Genomic DNA, 16,336 nt, shown 5'->3' with positions numbered 1-16,336 from the left:
TACGCTATCGATCTCACCGGCCGGGTGGCCGTAGTAACCGGCGGCTACGGCGTGCTGGGCGCCGGCATGGCCGAGGCGCTTGCGGCGGCCGGCGCGAAGGTCGCTCTCCTCGGCCGCAACGCCGCGGCCGCCGGGGCGCGTGCCGAGGCGTTGCGGGCCGCGGGCGCGGACGCCATGACGCTCATCGCCGATGTGCTCGACGAGGTCGCGCTGAAGGCGGCGCGAACGCAGCTGCTCAAGGCCTGGGGCCGCGTGGACATCCTCGTCAATGCCGCCGGCGGCAACGTCGCCCGGGCGCGGACGGATAAGACGCCGGTGTTCGACATGCCGTTCGACGCGTTCGATGAGGTCGTCCGCCTGAATCTGCAGGGGACCGTCTACCCCACCCTGGTATTCGGCGAGGCGATGGCCGAGGCCGGCAGAGGGAGCATCGTCAACATCTCGTCGATGGCCGCCATGCAGGCGTTGAGCGGCGCGCCGGGGTATTCGGCGGCGAAGGCGGCGATCGACAACTTCACGAAGTGGATGGCGGTCGACCTCGCCCGCCGGCACAGCGCCGGCCTGCGCGTCAACGCCATCGCGCCCGGCTTTTTCGTCACCGAGCAGAACCGCGCCCTGCTCGTCCAGCCCGACGGCGCGTTCACCGAGCGCGCGCAGGCCATCCTCCGCAAAACCCCGATGGGCCGGTTCGGGGAGCCGGCGGAACTGCAGGGCATCGTCGTCTGGCTCTGCAGCGACGCCGCGTCATTCGTGACCGGCGCCGTCATCCCGGTCGACGGCGGGTTCGGGGCGTTTAGCGGGCTGTAAGGCTCGAGATGACGAGGTGTTATAACGGCATCACGGGAATGCAGATGTCGCATTCAAAGACACCGGTGTCCGGGTCGTCGTCGGCATCGACGGGGTAATATTCAAAGCTGGGGCGGTTGTCGAGCTGATAGCCGCTCGCCGGCAGCCACTCGCGCAGCAGCCGCGTCCAGGCTTCCATGATGTCCGCCGCCGTCCCCTTGAACCGATAGGTCGCATAGACGCCGGCGGGGATCGTCGTTTTGAATGCCGGCCCCAGATCGGTATAGTCTTCCGGCACCTCCACGCAGGCATCGTACCGGCACTGGTCCGGGGCGGTGACGAAGGGGTCGTCGTGGCTGATGCCGTAGCGGGGCGAGCCGCCGAGTTTGCGGGTTACAGCCCAGGGGTAGTAGGTCTCCATCCAGAAGCGGGAGACGTCTTCGCCGTACGGTCCGACATAACGGAGATAGGCGATGGGGGCTGCGGGGCGGTCGATGAGTTTCACGATCATGTGTGCATCCGTGATTTGGTTGAGGATGCGCTCAAGATCCGGATAGCCCGCCGGCGATGCCTGATCGCGCTTGCCGTCCATCTGATCGGTCTTGCTATTCGTCACGTGTCCCCCGCTCCGGCGCCATGCCGTCGGCGACACGCCGAACCGGGCCTTGAACGCCCGCGCGAACGCCTCGGCCGACCCGAACCCGACCGCCAGCGCGGCCTGCAGCACGGAAAGCGACGGCTGGACGGCCAGCCGCTGGGCCGCCACCTCGAGCCGGCGCCGGCGGAGATAATCCCCCACGGTCTCCCCCATCAACGCCGTGAACAGCCGGTGGAAGTGAAACGGGGAAAAATGCGCGACGCCGGCAAGGGTGTGCACATCGAGCGGCGCATCGAGGTGCCGATCGATATGCGCCAGCACCCGGTGCATGCGGCGCGCGTATTCTTGCCGGTTGGGATCGGTCGACATCGGGAGTAGACGGCTGTGTGTGCAGAGCCGGTAACCCCGCAGCGTGGGCAGGAGATCCATACACGTCCTGCCGTTCTGCGCGCCAACCATGACATCGCGTCGACGGATCAGGGCTCCACCCTTCCGTTCAGGCGCGTATCGAGGCGAAAGAAATGGACGCCGGCCGAGCGTGCGTTCTCAATGTCCTGACGGAACGGTGGCGATAACTTCGGATTTTTTGGCGTATCCTTGAGCCGAGCGGCTCCGCGAGTGACCAAGCATCACAACGCGTGACCCGCAAACGCCACCTCACCGACTTCAACCGTGCCCCCCTCGCCTCCGCCAACCTGAGATGGGAATGAAATACGGTTTCCAGGCGCTCTGTACTTTGAGCATGCTCTGTCTCGTTTCGGATGCCCTCTATGCCCAGTCATTTACCCCGCTCGGGGACTTGCCAGGGGTCAATTTTAGTAGCCTGGCTTCGGGTGTGTCAGCTGACGGAGCCGTGGTCGTCGGTGTGAGCAACACCGACCTGAACGGGGCCAACTTTGCGGCATTTCGTTGGGAGAACGGGGTGATGGCGAACCTGGGCGACCATCTCATGCGCGGCAGTGTGGCTGTAGGCGTCTCCGCCGATGGGAGCATCATCGCAGGTGAATCCATAGACGCCAGAAACGACCCGGTCCCGGTGCGATGGGTCGATGGCACCCTGGAACTGCTCGCCATTCCCGGCGGTGAATTTCGACGGGCCCGAGTACGGGCGATTTCAGGTGATGGCACCGTGATCGTCGGTCAGCATACGGACACGGCTGTCAATGCCATCAAATGGGTACAGGGCGAACCCTCGCTGCTGCCCTCCTATGAAGGGCATACGAACGCTATAGCCTACGATGTCGCGAACGATGGTAGCCCGATCGTCGGCCAGGGTGATGTCTCCTTTGGGACTCCTCATGCCGTAATGTGGTTTAATGGGGGTACAATAGCCAGCGACATACACCCCCCCGGGTGGGACAGGTCGAGTGCTCAGGCTGTTTCAGCAGACGGCAATGTCATTGTGGGCTGGGTGGAGCGTGGGGCCGCTCCGAATGTCGACAGGAAGCCATTTCGTTGGGAGAATGGTACGCTTTCGGTTCTTGAAACCCCGGGGTACGCGACCGCGACCGCGGTGTCGGGCGATGGGTCGGTGGTTATCGGATACGATTCAAGCATCCCGGCTCCCGCTATCTGGACCGCAGACGACGGCTGGCGTAACCTGATCACGGTATCGACCGAACAGCAAATTGACCTGCAAGGCTTTACCCAGTTCTATCCACCAACCGCCATTTCAGACGACGGACTGACCATCGCGGGGTCGGGCGTCAATGCCGCCGGCTTTAATGAAGCCTACCTCTTGAAACTGGCCGGGCCGTCGCAGGAGGACCTTGTCGTAAACGACACACGCGACCTGGAAGACGATTCTGCGAGCGACGAGGTCTGCGACGTGGATGCAAACGAAGCCGGCGAACAATGCACGCTGCGTGCGGCCATCCAGGAGGCGAACCGGCGCGGGGGAGGCACCATCACGTTCGACCTGCCGGGAAGCGCCGTGCCATCCATCCAGATTGGGGACGTGGGTCTTCCTCCCGTTGAATCCAGGATTACCCTGGACGCGACCACGCAAAGCGGCGGCTGGGTCGAGCTGGTTGGCCCCGGCGTGGAGAGCGCTTCGGAGATTACGGGCATTGAGATTGCGTCCGGCGGCGGCGGTTCCATCGTGCGTGGGCTGGTGATTCATGGATTCCGGAAAAGCGGCATCGCCCTCGCATCCGGAGCCGACGGTAACGTGATCGAGGGAAACCGAATCGGCACGGATGTAACCGGCACGCTGGCTCGAGGAAACGGGATGGGGACGTCCATACTCCCCTATTCCGACTTCAACTTCGATCCTACGGTGGGCGGTATCAACTGGCCTGGACTGCTTATCGAATCATCAAACAACCGGATCGAAGGAAACACCATCGCCGGCAACTACGGCCCCTCTCTCTTCAGCGGAAACACAGGTGTTGACGTACTCATCCTGCCGTATGCGGATACCAATGTACTGGTTGGAAATCGAATCGGCGTAGGGGTCGACGACGAGCCGATTGCGTTACCCACGCCGTCTGACTTATTTGATATTTATATCGGACTCTGGATTCTAGGCGCGAAGAACAACCACATCGGAGAGGGTGGAGAACCAGGAGGCCCTACTTCTTGCCAACTCAGTACGTGCAACAGGATCGCGGGACACCAGGTCGAAATCCGGCTTGGAACGCGCGACTCTAAGTGGCCCGTTCCAACTTCCGGAACCCTTATCACGGGCAATGTGATCGGCAAGAGGCTTCCTACCCGTGGGATGCAGACGAACACGGGCATACAAAGCTGGCGCGCGCAGTCGCCGCAAATCGCAAACAACTCCATCTATGGTTTTACCCACGGCGTGGTCCTGGAGGAAACGGAAGGAGCCGTTGTGCAGGGCAACTTTATCACGTCGGATGAGCTGAAAGTGGCTGTATCCGTGGAGCGGGAGTCGCAAGGCGCACTCAGGACGGGCTTGTTCTTCAGCGGGAGGACGACGGTGCACCAGAACCGGATTGTTTCCCCGTCCATTGCCGTCCTGGCCAATCCCGGCGACGTGATTACGAACAATACCCTGTCCGGCGGCAGCGCGGACGTATCGGTCTATACATTTGACGAATCTACCTCCCCGTCCGCACGCATTTCCCAGAACACGCATTCGTCGTCAAGTACCCGCATGGAATCGATTTTCCTGGGTGGGGTCGACTACCAGGGTGGAGCGATAACACCCCGACCGAATCGATATGAGCGGCGCAACGACTGGTTGGATACCGACGGCTACCAGAACGCACCGGTTATCAGCTTCGCGAAGAGGGAAGGAACGGCCGTGACCGTAGGAGGAACCCTACGGTCGAATGCCCTGGCATCGTCCTATCTGATAGAGGCCTTCGCCTGCGAAGAAATCGGCAGATTTTGTACGCTCACCTACATCGGCAAATCCGAGATTATTGCTTCGATACCCTATACCGGCTTCCGATTTACCCTTCCGGATGTCCCTGCCGGCATTAAATACCTGGGGTTTACGGCCACACGTGAGGACAATGCCGCCACGAGCGAAATGGTTGGCGGCCCCACGATCGTGTCGACAGATGCTTTTTCCGAAGCAGAGATCCGTGTCGCGCCGGGGAGCCAGGTGAGCGCGCAAGGAATGACACTCACCCTGAGAGGAGGCCCGGAGAAACGTGCCCGGCACACCCCGGGCGATACCGCTACCGTGTTTGTGACCCGGTACGATCTATTGCCCGACACCAGCATGTATGCAGAGGCGTCGGCTATGTCATCGAGCGGTGCCTTGGTACAACCGTCGGCTGTCGCGGCACGAACCTGGTATCTGGGTGAATTGGGCTTGAGCGAACAAACGCGTGGCCCGGATGATGCCATCCCCTTTGACCTGTGTTTCGACGCAAGCGACGTTGTAGTCGCTACCGCCCTTGAGTCTGTCGTCGTCATGCAGCGGCCCGGAGGCGCCGCGTTGGCGTGGCAACCGTTGGCGACGGACTTGCTGGAAGAAAATGGAACTCCCTATCTCTGTGCCGGCGGACTGCGAACCCTGGGAGAGTTCGGATTCGGTGGAGAGGCGATGGCTTTTCCGGTTGTGCGCGAAAATGAAACGGGCGAATGGCCCGCGTCCATTGAATTATCTTCGGCGTATCCCAACCCCTTCCAGGCGAGCACTACGTTCACCCTTTCAATGCCCCTGGCTGGATTCGCGTCGATTCGGGTGTACGATGTCGTCGGGCGTCACGTGGCCACCCTGTTCGAAGGCGGTATGAACGCCGGCACGCACATCGTCCGCTTTGATGCGGACCGGTTTGCCAGCGGCGTCTATTTTATCCGGGCGGAGGCCCACGGCGTCGGCCAGACGCGGAGCGTCACGCTGATGAGGTGACCCTCGGGCGATCGGCATGCCCATGCCGAACCTTCGACGCGTCGATTCCATCTTGCATCCCAGGGCTGATCCGGATCGAAGGTAAACGAGCATCACCACGGTGTTGAAGCCGAAATAGCTGCTGGGACGCCCCAACGCGCGAGCTTTACCCGGGGACTCTGTCCATCTCTCCACGCCTCCGACGGAATCGGTCGAGACGGATATTAGATTTTGGCGTATCCTCCCGTTCCCAACGTGCTCAGCACCCAGCACCGATGATCCCCTGGCCTCGCCGGCGTCACCCAGCCCCCATCCATCACCCCATGCACCTCACCGACGACGACCGCGCCCTCCTCGCCGGCGACCACGGCCCGGCCGCGCAGATGGCCATGTCGATTCTCGTGCGCATGCTGCCGGTCTACGGCGTCGACCGGCTGCTGGACATCAGCGCGGCGCACATCGATAGCACGGTGTTTATGGGGGATGCGACCATGGAATTCGCCGAGCGGCTGGCCGCCCTGGGCGCCAAGGTGCGGGTGCCCTCGACGCTCAACGTCAGCGGCGTCGACGAGCACGGGTGGGAGGAATGGCCTGTGCCGGGCGACCATGCCATGAAAGCGCACCGGCAGATGGTGGCCTACCGCTCGATGGGCACCATCCCGACGTGGACCTGCGCGCCGTACCAGACGGAGCATCGCCCGGTCTTCGGCCAACAGATCGCCTCGGGCGAGTCGAACGCCATCTGCTTCTTCAATTCGGTGATCGGCGCGCGGACGGAGCGGTATCCGGATCTGCTGGATATCTGCTGCGCCATCACGGGCCGGGCGCCGGCCGCCGGCCTCCATCTGACCCCCAACCGCGCCGGCACCCTCCTCCTGCGCCTCGAAGGCGTCCCCCGCCGGCTGCAGGAGGACGACGCCTTCTACCCCGTCCTCGGCCACCTGATCGGCCGGCTCGCACCGAACCAGGTGCCGGTCATCGAGGGACTGGCGGTGACGCCGACGGAAGATCAGCACAAGGCGGTCTGCGCCGGCGCCGCCTCGTCGGGCGCCGTGGCGCTGTATCATATGACCGGCATCACGCCCGAGGCGCCGACCACCGAGGCGGCGTTTCAGGGGCGCGCGCCGGCGCGGACCGTCGTCGTGACGCCGGCGATGCTGCGCAAGGCCCTCGGCGAGCTGAGCACGGCGCAGGGGGATCGGCTGGACATGGTCGTGCTCGGCAGCCCCCACTTTTCGCTCGACGAGTTCCGGAAGCTCGCCCCGCTCGTCGCCGGCAGGACGAAGCATCCCGATGTCACCTTCCTCGTCACCTGCAGCCGGGCCGTCCGCGAGATCGCGGAGCAAACCGGGCTGCTCGACGCCTACCGCGCCTTCGGCGGGCGCATCACCGTAGACACCTGCCCGCTGACCACGCCGATGCTGCCCGGATCCATCAAACACATGATGACCAACTCGGCGAAATATGCCTACTATTCGCCGGGGCTCCTCAACACGCAGATCGCCTACGGCCGGTTGGCCGACTGCGTCGAATCGGCCGTGGCGGGCCGCATCCTGCGGGACGAATCGTTATGGAACGCGTGATCAAGGGCCGGCCGGTGGTGCCGGGCGAAGCCGAGGGGCCGGCGCTGGTGAGTGACGAGCCCATCAGTTTCTGGGGAGGATACGACCAGCGGACGGGCGAAATCATCGACCGCCGGCACCCGCTCTCCGGCCGGATCGCCGCCGGCTGCATCCTCGTCCTCCCCTTCACCCGCGGGTCGAGCACGTCGACGGCCATCCTGCTGGAATCCGTCCGCGCCGGCGTGGCGCCGGCCGCCATCGTCAGCATGGACGTCGACACCTTCATGGCGCTCGCCTCGGTGGTGGCCGACGAGATGTATGGCCGGCCGATCCCCATCGTGGCGCTTGCTGAGGCGGACTTCCGCCAGATCACCGCCGGCGCACGGATCCGGATCGAGGCAGACGGCACCCTCCAGCTCTCGTGACGGGCCGGCCGCGACGGGTCCGACTCAGACGCGCCGCGGCCTTTCGACCGGTTGGTCTTACGGCTGTGCGAGGAGGGTTCTGGCCGTGTTGGCCGCCGTCTGGCTCTCGATGTGGAGATGGGCATCGAGCGCCTTCTGGAAGTGGAGTTGGCTGGCGGCCGCGTCGCCGATGGCCCGGTAGATCTGGCCGGCGCGGTAATGCACCATCGCGTCGCCCGTATCGAGCCGCATGGCCTTTTCGATCGGGGCTACGGCTTCAGCGGAGCGCCCCAGCCGGTGCAGGACCCAGGCGTAGGTCTCGTTCGCATGGAGATGGCCGGGCCGGCGGGCGATTTCGGCCTCCGCCAGGCGCAGCGCGTGGTCGAGCCGGAGGCCGCGGTCGGCGAGGAAATCCGCATATTCCATCCGGTTGTTTTCTCCCATACGGGCGGCCTCCTGGAAGCTGGCATCGACCCGATCCAGATAGGCCTCTGCGGCCGCGGAAGCCCCCTGTACGGACTGGATCTCGGCCAGCCGTTCGAGAAAAGCGGCGCGCGGTTCGAGCCCATACGCCTCTTCGAGCCCCGCGACGGCCCCCGCGTAGTCGCCTTCGAGCTCGGCGATGTGGCCCAGGCCGGCGATGGCTTGCGCATAGCCGGGCGTCTCTTCCAGGATACCCTCGAAGACGCGCCGCGCCACCTCCAAATCGCCCTTCCCCAGGTAGAGATTCGCGAGGTGCGTGAGCGCCCAGGCGCGGTCGGCCTCGCCCACGACGCCGGCCTGCGCGGCCATCGTCATCGCGGACAGGGCGCCGTCGGTGTCCCCGTGGAGTTCGCGCAGGTACGAGGCACGCGCATAGGCAGCCAGACCCGGATGCATCCCCAGCAGGGCGTCGTTGGCGGCGACCGCTTCATCGTATTCGCCGAGTTCCACGAGCGCATCCACCAGCACCCCCTGGATAAACGAATCGTGCGGGTACGCCGCCTGGAGCCGTTCTGCGGCGACGCGCGCGTCGTCGAATCGGTGCAGGGTATTGAACAGGGACGCCTGGAGCGCCAGGGCGTAATAATCGTCCGGATCGCGGGACAGGGCCTGCTCGATGCGCTCTTTCGCGAGCGGGACGTACGTCAGCTCTTCCCCGGACGCGTGCGCTTTCTGGAGGTACACCTGGGCCAGACGCGTGTACGCCTCGCGATCGTCCGGCGCCTTGCGGATCCGGTCTTCGTAGAAGGCGATCGACGCATCGGTGTTGATGAACAGCGACGCCGGCGTGGTGGGCGCCACCGCGACCTCCGGCTCATCGGGGAGCGGCTTGAGCCACAAAAAGACCAGCGTGCCGACGAGCGCGACGACAGCCGCCATCGCAAGGAAATGGGTGCGTGTTTCTAGCTTGGATTTCATGATGACGATGTGTTGGAATGAATGGCCGGCGAGCGGTGATCGCGTGCGATGAGAAGGCCCTCCGATGCGCCCCGCGGACGCAGGACCTCCGGTCGTGGAGGGACCTCCCGAAGACGTGTCCTCAGGAAGTCCCTCCGCTGCCGGGCTGCGCCTCTTCAGGCAAAACCCCGTTATTTCACCAGGATCGCCTGCTTCGTCTGGATCGACTTCCCGTCGGCCTCCAGACGGTAGAAATAGGTGCCGCTGGGCAGCGACGAGGCGTCCCAGTCGAGCTGGTGATTCCCGGTACCGTGCTCCCGGTTCACCAGGGTCGACACGAGCCTGCCCTGCACGTCGTAGACGCGGATCGCCACGTTGCCGGGCCGGGTGACCTCGTAGGAGATGGTCGTCGACGGGTTGAACGGGTTGGGGTAGTTCTGATCGAGCATGAACGCGCTCGGGACGCCCACGCCGAGCCCTTCCACGGAGACGGGCAGGTTCATCGGGTCGAGGGCCGTGAGCTGTTTCACGTAGTCGAACCCGCGATGCGGCGACGCCTGGTACGGGAAGACGTCCAGCAGGCGCACGTCGTTCGCCACCGGGCCGGCGGTATAGTTCAGCGCGCCGACCAGCATCTCCGACGCGAGGTCGCTGTAGTCGCTGGCTGTGGCGTCGTCGAACGGCAGGCCCACGGCCGCCAGCACGAGGCCGCCGACGGCCTGGAGCGCGATCGTCGTCACATCATCCTCGAGCCGGCGTCCGTTCGGGAAGCCGTCCATGTGCGGGATGAATTCGACATCGGCGGACGTGTTGTACGGAGCCGCCGTGAGGCCGAGCACGGCCGTCCGCACGAGGCCCTGACGGGCGTAGAGGTCGAACTCCTCGCCGGAGCGCTCCGTCGTCGGGGTCGCCATGTTGAGGCGAAGCATGTCGCCGCCGTACAGGGTGCCTTCCGCGTCCTGCGTGACCGGCAGGAAATTGTGGATGAACGGCTTGCCGGCGCTGAGCGGGCCGCCCGTCTTTCCGGTAGCCAGCTGATAGGGTATCGCGTTCGGGACGCCGAAATAGAAGATCGGGTAGAGGTCCACGAGGCGCGGCTGCCCCTCGCCGACGAGGCCGCCGGCGAGCGGGACCGCGAAGGCGGTGCCCGAGAGATCCAGCGGCGGGTCGATCTTGGTCACCTCGAACGCGCCATCCTTCCCGTTGCGGAAGTTGAGCCCCGGCATCCCGTCGCCGTCGATATCGCCGAGCGCCGGGTAGGAGCGGGAGGGCATGCGCAGCGCGGCGAGGGCCGGGACGGCGGAGCCGAACTGGGTGTCATCCATATACAGCCCCAGCTCCGGGTTGGCGAAGTACGCGATGAACGACTGTTCGGCCTCGCTGTAGGGGGAGGTGGCGTTCCAGCGGTCTTTTTCGCCGATCGGGATGACGGCTTCGTTGGTCAGCGGCATGCCGAGCCGGGACACCTGCACCCAGGGGCCGGAATAGGTCGGCTTGTCGCCTTCGGGCGAAAGCGTCGTGATCTGCGGCCGGCTCGCGGACGCCCAGACGCCGATCACGTAGTTCGGATCGAGGATGTTGTCCGCTTCATCGGGTCCGTACCCGTCTTTTTGCAGGTATTCGATGGGGATCTGGAGCGAGATGGTGTGGACGTTGAAGCCGGCCACGGCATCGCGGGCGTTGTTCGAGTTGGACGGGTCCATCCCGTACTGGCCGCGCGTCTGGCCCAGGTCGAACACGCCGCCCAGATCCACGAAAAACGCGTCGTCGCGCGGGCCGGCGAACACCACTTCGCCCGTCGACGCCGTCATGATGGCGTCATTGACGAGGCTCTCGTAGTCGGCGTTCAAGCCGGCGGCGCCCTCGATCGAGCGTGGCCCGATGTTGTTCGGCGGCACGATGCCGTCGTCGAGGATCGTCATGAACGAAGCGCCGCCGTCAGTGCTCTTTTCGACGGTATAGGTCGTTTTCAGGTTTTGTTTTCCAAGCCGGATGTTGAAGAAGGTCGTCGGATCCTCGTTCTCCTGCTGGAAGGTGAACCGATAGGTGATGTCGTCCTTGGCCGATCCGAGCGCGCCCACGGACGTCTTGTTTTTGATGTGGATCTCGTACCGGATATGTTCGCCGAAGGTGTTGTAATTCGGCCCCCCTTCCGGTAGCTGGAGGGGGATGTAGTTGGCGATGATGGTGACGGTAGACGGGTCGTCGGGCGACCGGAACGCATACAGGTCCGTATTGTCGGCCAACGGATCGTTGCTGATGAGCGGCGCTTCGCGGTGGCTGGATGCATCGCCGAAGTCCGGCCGCATCAGCCCTATCGCCGCGATTGCGACGAGTACGGACATGAACAGGTAGCGTGTTATTCGCTTCATGGGTATCTCTATCAAGTGAAACAGGGTCGACTCCTCGGGGAGCGACACACGGTGATAGAGGATATCCGGTCTTTCCGCTTACCTGCCAGATCGAAAGGTGCTCACAATCCGCTCAATCGGAGGCCGATCGCGCTCATTCTCCGATTTCGCGCTGCCAGAGCATCTCGGCCACGCGATCCACGCCGGCCATGAGGTGTCGCCGGAACGTGCTGTACGGGACGCCGAGTTGTTCGGCCGCGATCTCCTGCGACGGCGCCGGCTTGAGGTAGGTCTTTTCGAGGGCGCGGTACAGCTTCCGGTCGCGCGGGGCGCCGTCGAGCGTGGCGGCGGCGGCATCCAGGAGGCCGCAGAGCGTCTGAATCCGATCGGCGGCATCCGCATCGGGGGCGCCGGCTTCGATGACGAGGCGCGAACGGAGCAGCGGGTTTTCGCGCAGGCGCTCGGGCCGGCTAAACGCCTTCAGGGCCTCCCGCACGGCGACGAGAAAGTCTTCCCGACTCAGCACGAACACCGACGGCTCGGCAGGCGCCGGCGCGCCGGCGTATTCGGGCGAGGGCACCCGGCTGGCGAGCCGCGACAGCCATTCGGCCGGCGGCGTCACCCGCCAATCGTGGCCGTACACCCCCATCTTCGACCGGTCGGTGGGATAATCGGCGTCGGGGAAGCGGTGGAGGTCGACGTAGGCGAAAATCATCTTCCAGAGATCGGGGTCGGCGCAGGGCAGGAAGGAAAAGGCAAGCCCCGGTATCGTGAGATACATGCGCACCATCTGGATAAAACACATGCTCTGGATGAGCGACAGGTCCTGATAGGTCTCGCCCGACATCCAGAAGCGAAAGTGGACGGCGCACTCGCCTTCGCGGAGCGGCGCGTGCCGGCGCAGGAAGTCCATCGCGTGTGCCACGGCGGGGTCTTCCAGGTCGGCGTCTTCGGGCGTCAGGAGGATGGGGAGCAGCATCCCGAGCGGCCGGCCCGTGCCGTCGCGGTAGACGCGGACGTGCTCCGGCTGTCGCTCCAGCCAGCGCCTGGCCCAGGACGCCGGCCCATCCCCCTCATGGTGCGCGACCATGTCCACCAGTGGGTCGATGTCATCCGGTCCGAGCGCGTCATCCACGATCGGGTTTTGCGCGGTCTGCTCGTTCCAGTCGCTTTGCAGCTGGGTGAAGATGGGCTTGAGGAGCGGGTTTTCGCGGTGGAGGTAGAGAAAATCGATCAGCCGCTCCCGCATTTCAGGGCCGCTGGCGTCTTGCAGATGGCCGATGTAGTACGTCCGGGCTCGCCGATGCAGCTCGGCGTGCCAATCGGGCTCGCGCCATTGGAGGTCGGCGACGAGCACCTGGCGCGCCATGTCGTGGGGAAAGAGGCCGGCCGGGCCGGCGTCGATGAACGAGAGGGTGCGCAGCCACTCGAAGACGCCGTGGGCGTCGTCGGGGTCCAGGAGCGTTCGCAGCGTCTGCTCCGTCGTCTGTCGCACGGCGGCGCAGACGTACAGCGCCCGGCGGTGTTCGGGCCCCGGCGCCTCGTCCAGAAAATGCGTGAGAAGGGCCTGGACGATGTCGGGGGACGCGTCGGCGCCGGCGGCGTCGGGGCGCTGTTCGACCATGTCGCTCATGAGCGAAAGCGCCAGCGGATACCCGTGCGTAAACGAAAGGATAGCGCGATGCCTCGCGTCGGGTACCTGCCGCTTCTGCAAGTAGGCGAGGCTTTCGGACGTACTCAGGTTGCGCAACGGAACGGCGCGGACCAGCGCCTGCCAACCCGGATCGATGCGCCACGCTACGGACGGTTTAAAACGGCCGGCAAAAACAACGATGACCCGGTCCGACAACGCCGGCAGAAACCGCTCCCGCAGCCACCAATCGAGCGGGCGGATCGTTTCCGTGGTATCGAACAACAAGACGTGCCGTTCGGGCGATCCGTTCAACAGGTCGATCACGTCCGCCCCGGCCGGTGCGCCCATCATCGCGCCCAGTGCGCGCAGCATCGCGTCGGGCGAAGGCTCCAGCGTGCGGGTATCGATGTAGCCGGGCCGCCAGCCGCAATGCTTCGCCCGCTCGGCGAACATATGCAACAACGAGGTTTTGCCCACGCCTCCCGGGCCGTGGACAAAGAGCACGGAATACGGTCGCTCCACAGCCGTCAACGCCTGGTCGAAAAGGTCGAGTTCTTCCTGCCGGCCGACAAACAAGCGTTGCCGCGCAGCATGAAGCAAATCCGCAAACCGGGTATACATGAAGGGCTGCTTACTGTCGTTTTTCTGCCTATGAAAGCAAGGGTAAGGTACGCGATCGGTGGCAATCATGCTGCAAAGCCCCCCGGCCGGCGCCCGCCCATATCACAGCCGGTGAGCGGAATTTGATCACATCTTGATCTTCCGATCGAGCACTGGCATGCTGTACGTTCTACGTTGTGAGCCAATCTCCAGGCAGGCGCTCTACCGTCGAATAACAGCACCTGCTTACCAGAATCTCCGATCAACATGAAAGTCTTTTATCTCGCCCTCACCCTCTGCCTGATCGCCGTGGGCAACCGCCGGGCGGAAGCCCAGACGCCGCAGAGCGACCTCGTCGGCGTCGTCTTTGATTCGACCACCTTGCGTCCGCTTCCCTCGGCCACGGTCTTCCTGGAAGAGCGCGCCTCGGGGGTCGCCACGGATAGCCTCGGCCGGTTTTCGTTCGTCGGATTGCCGGGTGGCGCGTACACGCTGACGGTGCGCATGATCGGCTATGCGCAAACCCGCACCCGTGTGACGGTGGACGCGGGATCGCGTCTGGAAGTACGGATCGCCTTGCAGGTCGATGCCATCGACCTCAACGAAATCGTCACGGAAGCCGAGCGTCCGTTTTCGGCCGCCTCGTCGGCCACCGTCCGCGCCCTCGACCTGCGGACGCGCCCAACTCGCTCTGCCCAGGACCTGCTCCAGCTCACGCCGGGCCTTATCACCGCGCAACACGCCGGCGGCGGCAAGGCGGAGCAGATCTTCCTGCGCGGGTTCGATGCCGACCACGGCACCGATGTCGCCATCGCGGTCGACGGCATGCCCGTCAACATGGTTTCCCATGGCCACGGACAGGGCTATGCCGACCTGCACTTCCTCTTGCCGGATGTCGTCGAACGGATCGACGTTGCAAAAGGGCCCTATGACGCGCGATACGGCAATATGAGCACTGCGGGTGCCGTCGCGTTCACCACCCGCGATCACCTGAACGAGAACCAGTTGCGCGCAGGGTTTGGGCAGTTCAACACCGCGAATGTCACCGCCCTCTATCAGATCCCGCTACCCGGCACCGAGCACCAGGGTGCGTATCTGGCCGGTCAGTTTAACTCGACCGACGGCCCCGTCGAAAGTCCGCAGGGATTTCAACGCTTCAACATTTTCGGGAAGGTCCATACCCATCTCAGCGAGAACACCCGACTCGCACTCAGCGTCAGCGGATTCAGTTCGGCCTGGAATGCCTCCGGCCAGATACCGGCCCGAGCCGTAGCCCAGGGTTTGAACCGTTTCGGCAGCCTGGACGACCTCGAAGGGGGCACGACGGGCCGGCAGGACATCAACCTCATCTATAGCGCCGATACAGGCGACGCGTCCTTTACGCTGCAGGGTTACTCAAGCCGCTACACGTTTAAACTCTTCTCAAACTTCACGTATTTCCTGGAAGACCCCGTCCGCGGCGACATGATCGAACAGACCGACGACCGCCGGCTGTACGGGTTGAACGGCCGGTATAGCCGGTATCATCCACTCGATGCGATCCCGGCGCGCACCACGATGGGCGGCGGGTTCCGCGGCGACGACGCCGATGTCCAGCTATGGAAGAGCCCCGACCGGGTACGGAGCGCCGGCCTGATCGATGCCACCGTCGTGGAGCGCAACCTGTATCTGTGGGTGCAGGAAGAACTCTTTTTTGCCGACTGGATCCGTCTACAACTGGGGCTTCGTGGCGACTACTTCACGTTCGACGTCGACGATCATCTGGACGGCACGGAATCCGGGCTGCCGCATGCGTCGGGGTTCGCCCAGCAAGCCATCCTCAGCCCGAAGGCCAACCTGGTCGTCTCGCCGGCACCGGGACTCGACCTCTTCGCCAATGTGGGCAGCAGTTTTCATTCGAACGATGCCCGCGCCATCGTACAGGGCCAGCGCGTTCGTGAACTCGCCAAGGTATATGCGCGGGATGGGCTCACCGACGCTCAGATCGACGCGCAGCTGGCAAACCAGCAGCTGGACCCGGGTCTGCGCCGGGTCGGCACCCTGCCCCGCGCCGTGGGTGCCGAATTGGGGTTGCGTGCTCATCTCGGATCGCGCGCCCATATTGCGGCTGCAGCCTGGGTGCTCGATCTCGAAAACGAGTTTGTTTATGTAGGAGATGGCGGCTTTACCGAACTGAGCGGAGCCACCCGCCGCCACGGGCTCGACCTCGAAGCGCGGGTGGCGGTGACGCCCTGGCTCACAGCCGACGCCGATGTGAACCTCGCGCGCGGCCGCTTCGTCGACGAGCCGGCGGGCGAAGATGCCGTGCCGCTCGCCCCTCGAGTTACCTCAACCGGGGGGCTCACCCTGACGCGGCCGGCCGGCTTTGAGGCCAGTCTGCGCTATACCCGCGTCGGCGACAGGCCGGCGAACGAGTCCGGCACGGTAACCGCCGAGGGATACAGCCTCGTCAACCTCTTCCTCGGGTACCGTCTCGGGCGCGTACGGGTCACGGTCGCGCTCGAGAACGTACTGGATGTAGCCTGGAACGAGGCCCAGTTCGACACCGAATCGCGTCTTCGCAACGAGGCCGGGCCGGTTTCGGAGCTGCACTTCACCCCGGGAAATCCGCGTAACGTGCGCGTGGGGCTGAGTTATCTCTTCTAGCACACCGCTACCCGCCGGCTCATCCGGCCCAATTCGACACCTCCGGCCCCTCGAATCGCGCTCC

Annotated in this window: 9 protein-coding genes; 5 read left to right on the top strand and 4 right to left on the bottom strand. The window is 64.6% G+C overall.

What is annotated here, in order from left to right:
• Positions 1-807: SDR family oxidoreductase (locus R2834_15170; GenBank protein ID MEZ4701678.1), on the top strand; the 807-nt coding region annotated here is incomplete at its 5' end.
• A 19-nt stretch (positions 808-826) separates the two neighbouring features.
• Here the strand turns inward: R2834_15170 and R2834_15165 are convergent.
• The gene (locus R2834_15165; protein ID MEZ4701677.1) at positions 827-1,813 is read right to left on the bottom strand and encodes a GyrI-like domain-containing protein; all 987 of its coding nucleotides are present in this window, start codon (positions 1,811-1,813) and stop codon (positions 827-829) included.
• A 277-nt stretch (positions 1,814-2,090) separates the two neighbouring features.
• Here R2834_15165 and R2834_15160 point away from each other — a divergent pair, with 277 nt between their 5' ends.
• From R2834_15160 to R2834_15150, 3 genes are all read left to right on the top strand, one after another.
• Positions 2,091-5,717, top strand: a complete 3,627-nt coding sequence (locus tag R2834_15160) for a T9SS type A sorting domain-containing protein (GenBank protein MEZ4701676.1) — start codon at positions 2,091-2,093, stop codon at positions 5,715-5,717.
• Between the two features lie 302 nt (positions 5,718-6,019).
• Positions 6,020-7,279, top strand: a complete 1,260-nt coding sequence (locus R2834_15155) for an aconitase X catalytic domain-containing protein (protein MEZ4701675.1) — start codon at positions 6,020-6,022, stop codon at positions 7,277-7,279.
• The gene (locus R2834_15150) at positions 7,267-7,683 is read left to right on the top strand and encodes a DUF126 domain-containing protein (protein ID MEZ4701674.1); all 417 of its coding nucleotides are present in this window, start codon (positions 7,267-7,269) and stop codon (positions 7,681-7,683) included. The genes R2834_15155 and R2834_15150 overlap by 13 nt, the downstream gene beginning before the upstream one ends.
• A gap of 57 nt (positions 7,684-7,740) precedes the next feature.
• Here R2834_15150 and R2834_15145 read toward each other — a convergent pair whose 3' ends face one another.
• The 3 genes from R2834_15145 to R2834_15135 all read right to left on the bottom strand — a co-directional run bounded on the left by R2834_15145 (position 7,741) and on the right by R2834_15135 (position 13,647).
• Positions 7,741-9,063 (bottom strand): tetratricopeptide repeat protein, encoded by a 1,323-nt coding sequence (locus tag R2834_15145; protein MEZ4701673.1) that lies wholly within the window; start codon positions 9,061-9,063, stop codon positions 7,741-7,743.
• A gap of 170 nt (positions 9,064-9,233) precedes the next feature.
• On the bottom strand, positions 9,234-11,414 hold the full coding sequence (locus R2834_15140) for a DUF4331 family protein (GenBank protein MEZ4701672.1): 2,181 nt from the start codon (positions 11,412-11,414) through the stop codon (positions 9,234-9,236).
• Positions 11,415-11,547: 133 nt separating this feature from the next.
• On the bottom strand, positions 11,548-13,647 hold the full coding sequence (locus R2834_15135; protein MEZ4701671.1) for an AAA family ATPase: 2,100 nt from the start codon (positions 13,645-13,647) through the stop codon (positions 11,548-11,550).
• A gap of 246 nt (positions 13,648-13,893) precedes the next feature.
• On the opposite strand from R2834_15135, the gene R2834_15130 reads away from it, so the two are divergent.
• Complete coding sequence (locus R2834_15130; protein ID MEZ4701670.1) at positions 13,894-16,272, top strand: TonB-dependent receptor; 2,379 nt, start codon at positions 13,894-13,896, stop codon at positions 16,270-16,272.
• The last annotated feature ends 64 nt before the right edge of the window (positions 16,273-16,336 follow it).

The organism is Rhodothermales bacterium (assembly GCA_041391505.1).
Classification (GTDB): Bacteria; Bacteroidota; Rhodothermia; order Rhodothermales; family JAHQVL01; genus JAWKNW01.
The sequence above is the reverse complement of the archived record's forward strand: the minus strand, read 5'-3'. Positions and strand labels throughout refer to the sequence as shown.

What these genes read in the sequence shown, in the direction of transcription:
- R2834_15165 (MEZ4701677.1), bottom strand. Translation starts at nt 1,813, where the DNA reads ATGGATCTCCTGCCCACGCTGCGGGGTTACCGGCTCTGCACACACAGC.
- R2834_15160 (MEZ4701676.1), top strand. Translation starts at nt 2,091, where the DNA reads ATGAAATACGGTTTCCAGGCGCTCTGTACTTTGAGCATGCTCTGTCTC.
- R2834_15155 (MEZ4701675.1), top strand. Translation starts at nt 6,020, where the DNA reads ATGCACCTCACCGACGACGACCGCGCCCTCCTCGCCGGCGACCACGGC.
- R2834_15150 (MEZ4701674.1), top strand. Translation starts at nt 7,267, where the DNA reads ATGGAACGCGTGATCAAGGGCCGGCCGGTGGTGCCGGGCGAAGCCGAG.
- R2834_15145 (MEZ4701673.1), bottom strand. Translation starts at nt 9,063, where the DNA reads ATGAAATCCAAGCTAGAAACACGCACCCATTTCCTTGCGATGGCGGCT.
- R2834_15140 (MEZ4701672.1), bottom strand. Translation starts at nt 11,414, where the DNA reads ATGAAGCGAATAACACGCTACCTGTTCATGTCCGTACTCGTCGCAATC.
- R2834_15135 (MEZ4701671.1), bottom strand. Translation starts at nt 13,647, where the DNA reads ATGTATACCCGGTTTGCGGATTTGCTTCATGCTGCGCGGCAACGCTTG.
- R2834_15130 (MEZ4701670.1), top strand. Translation starts at nt 13,894, where the DNA reads ATGAAAGTCTTTTATCTCGCCCTCACCCTCTGCCTGATCGCCGTGGGC.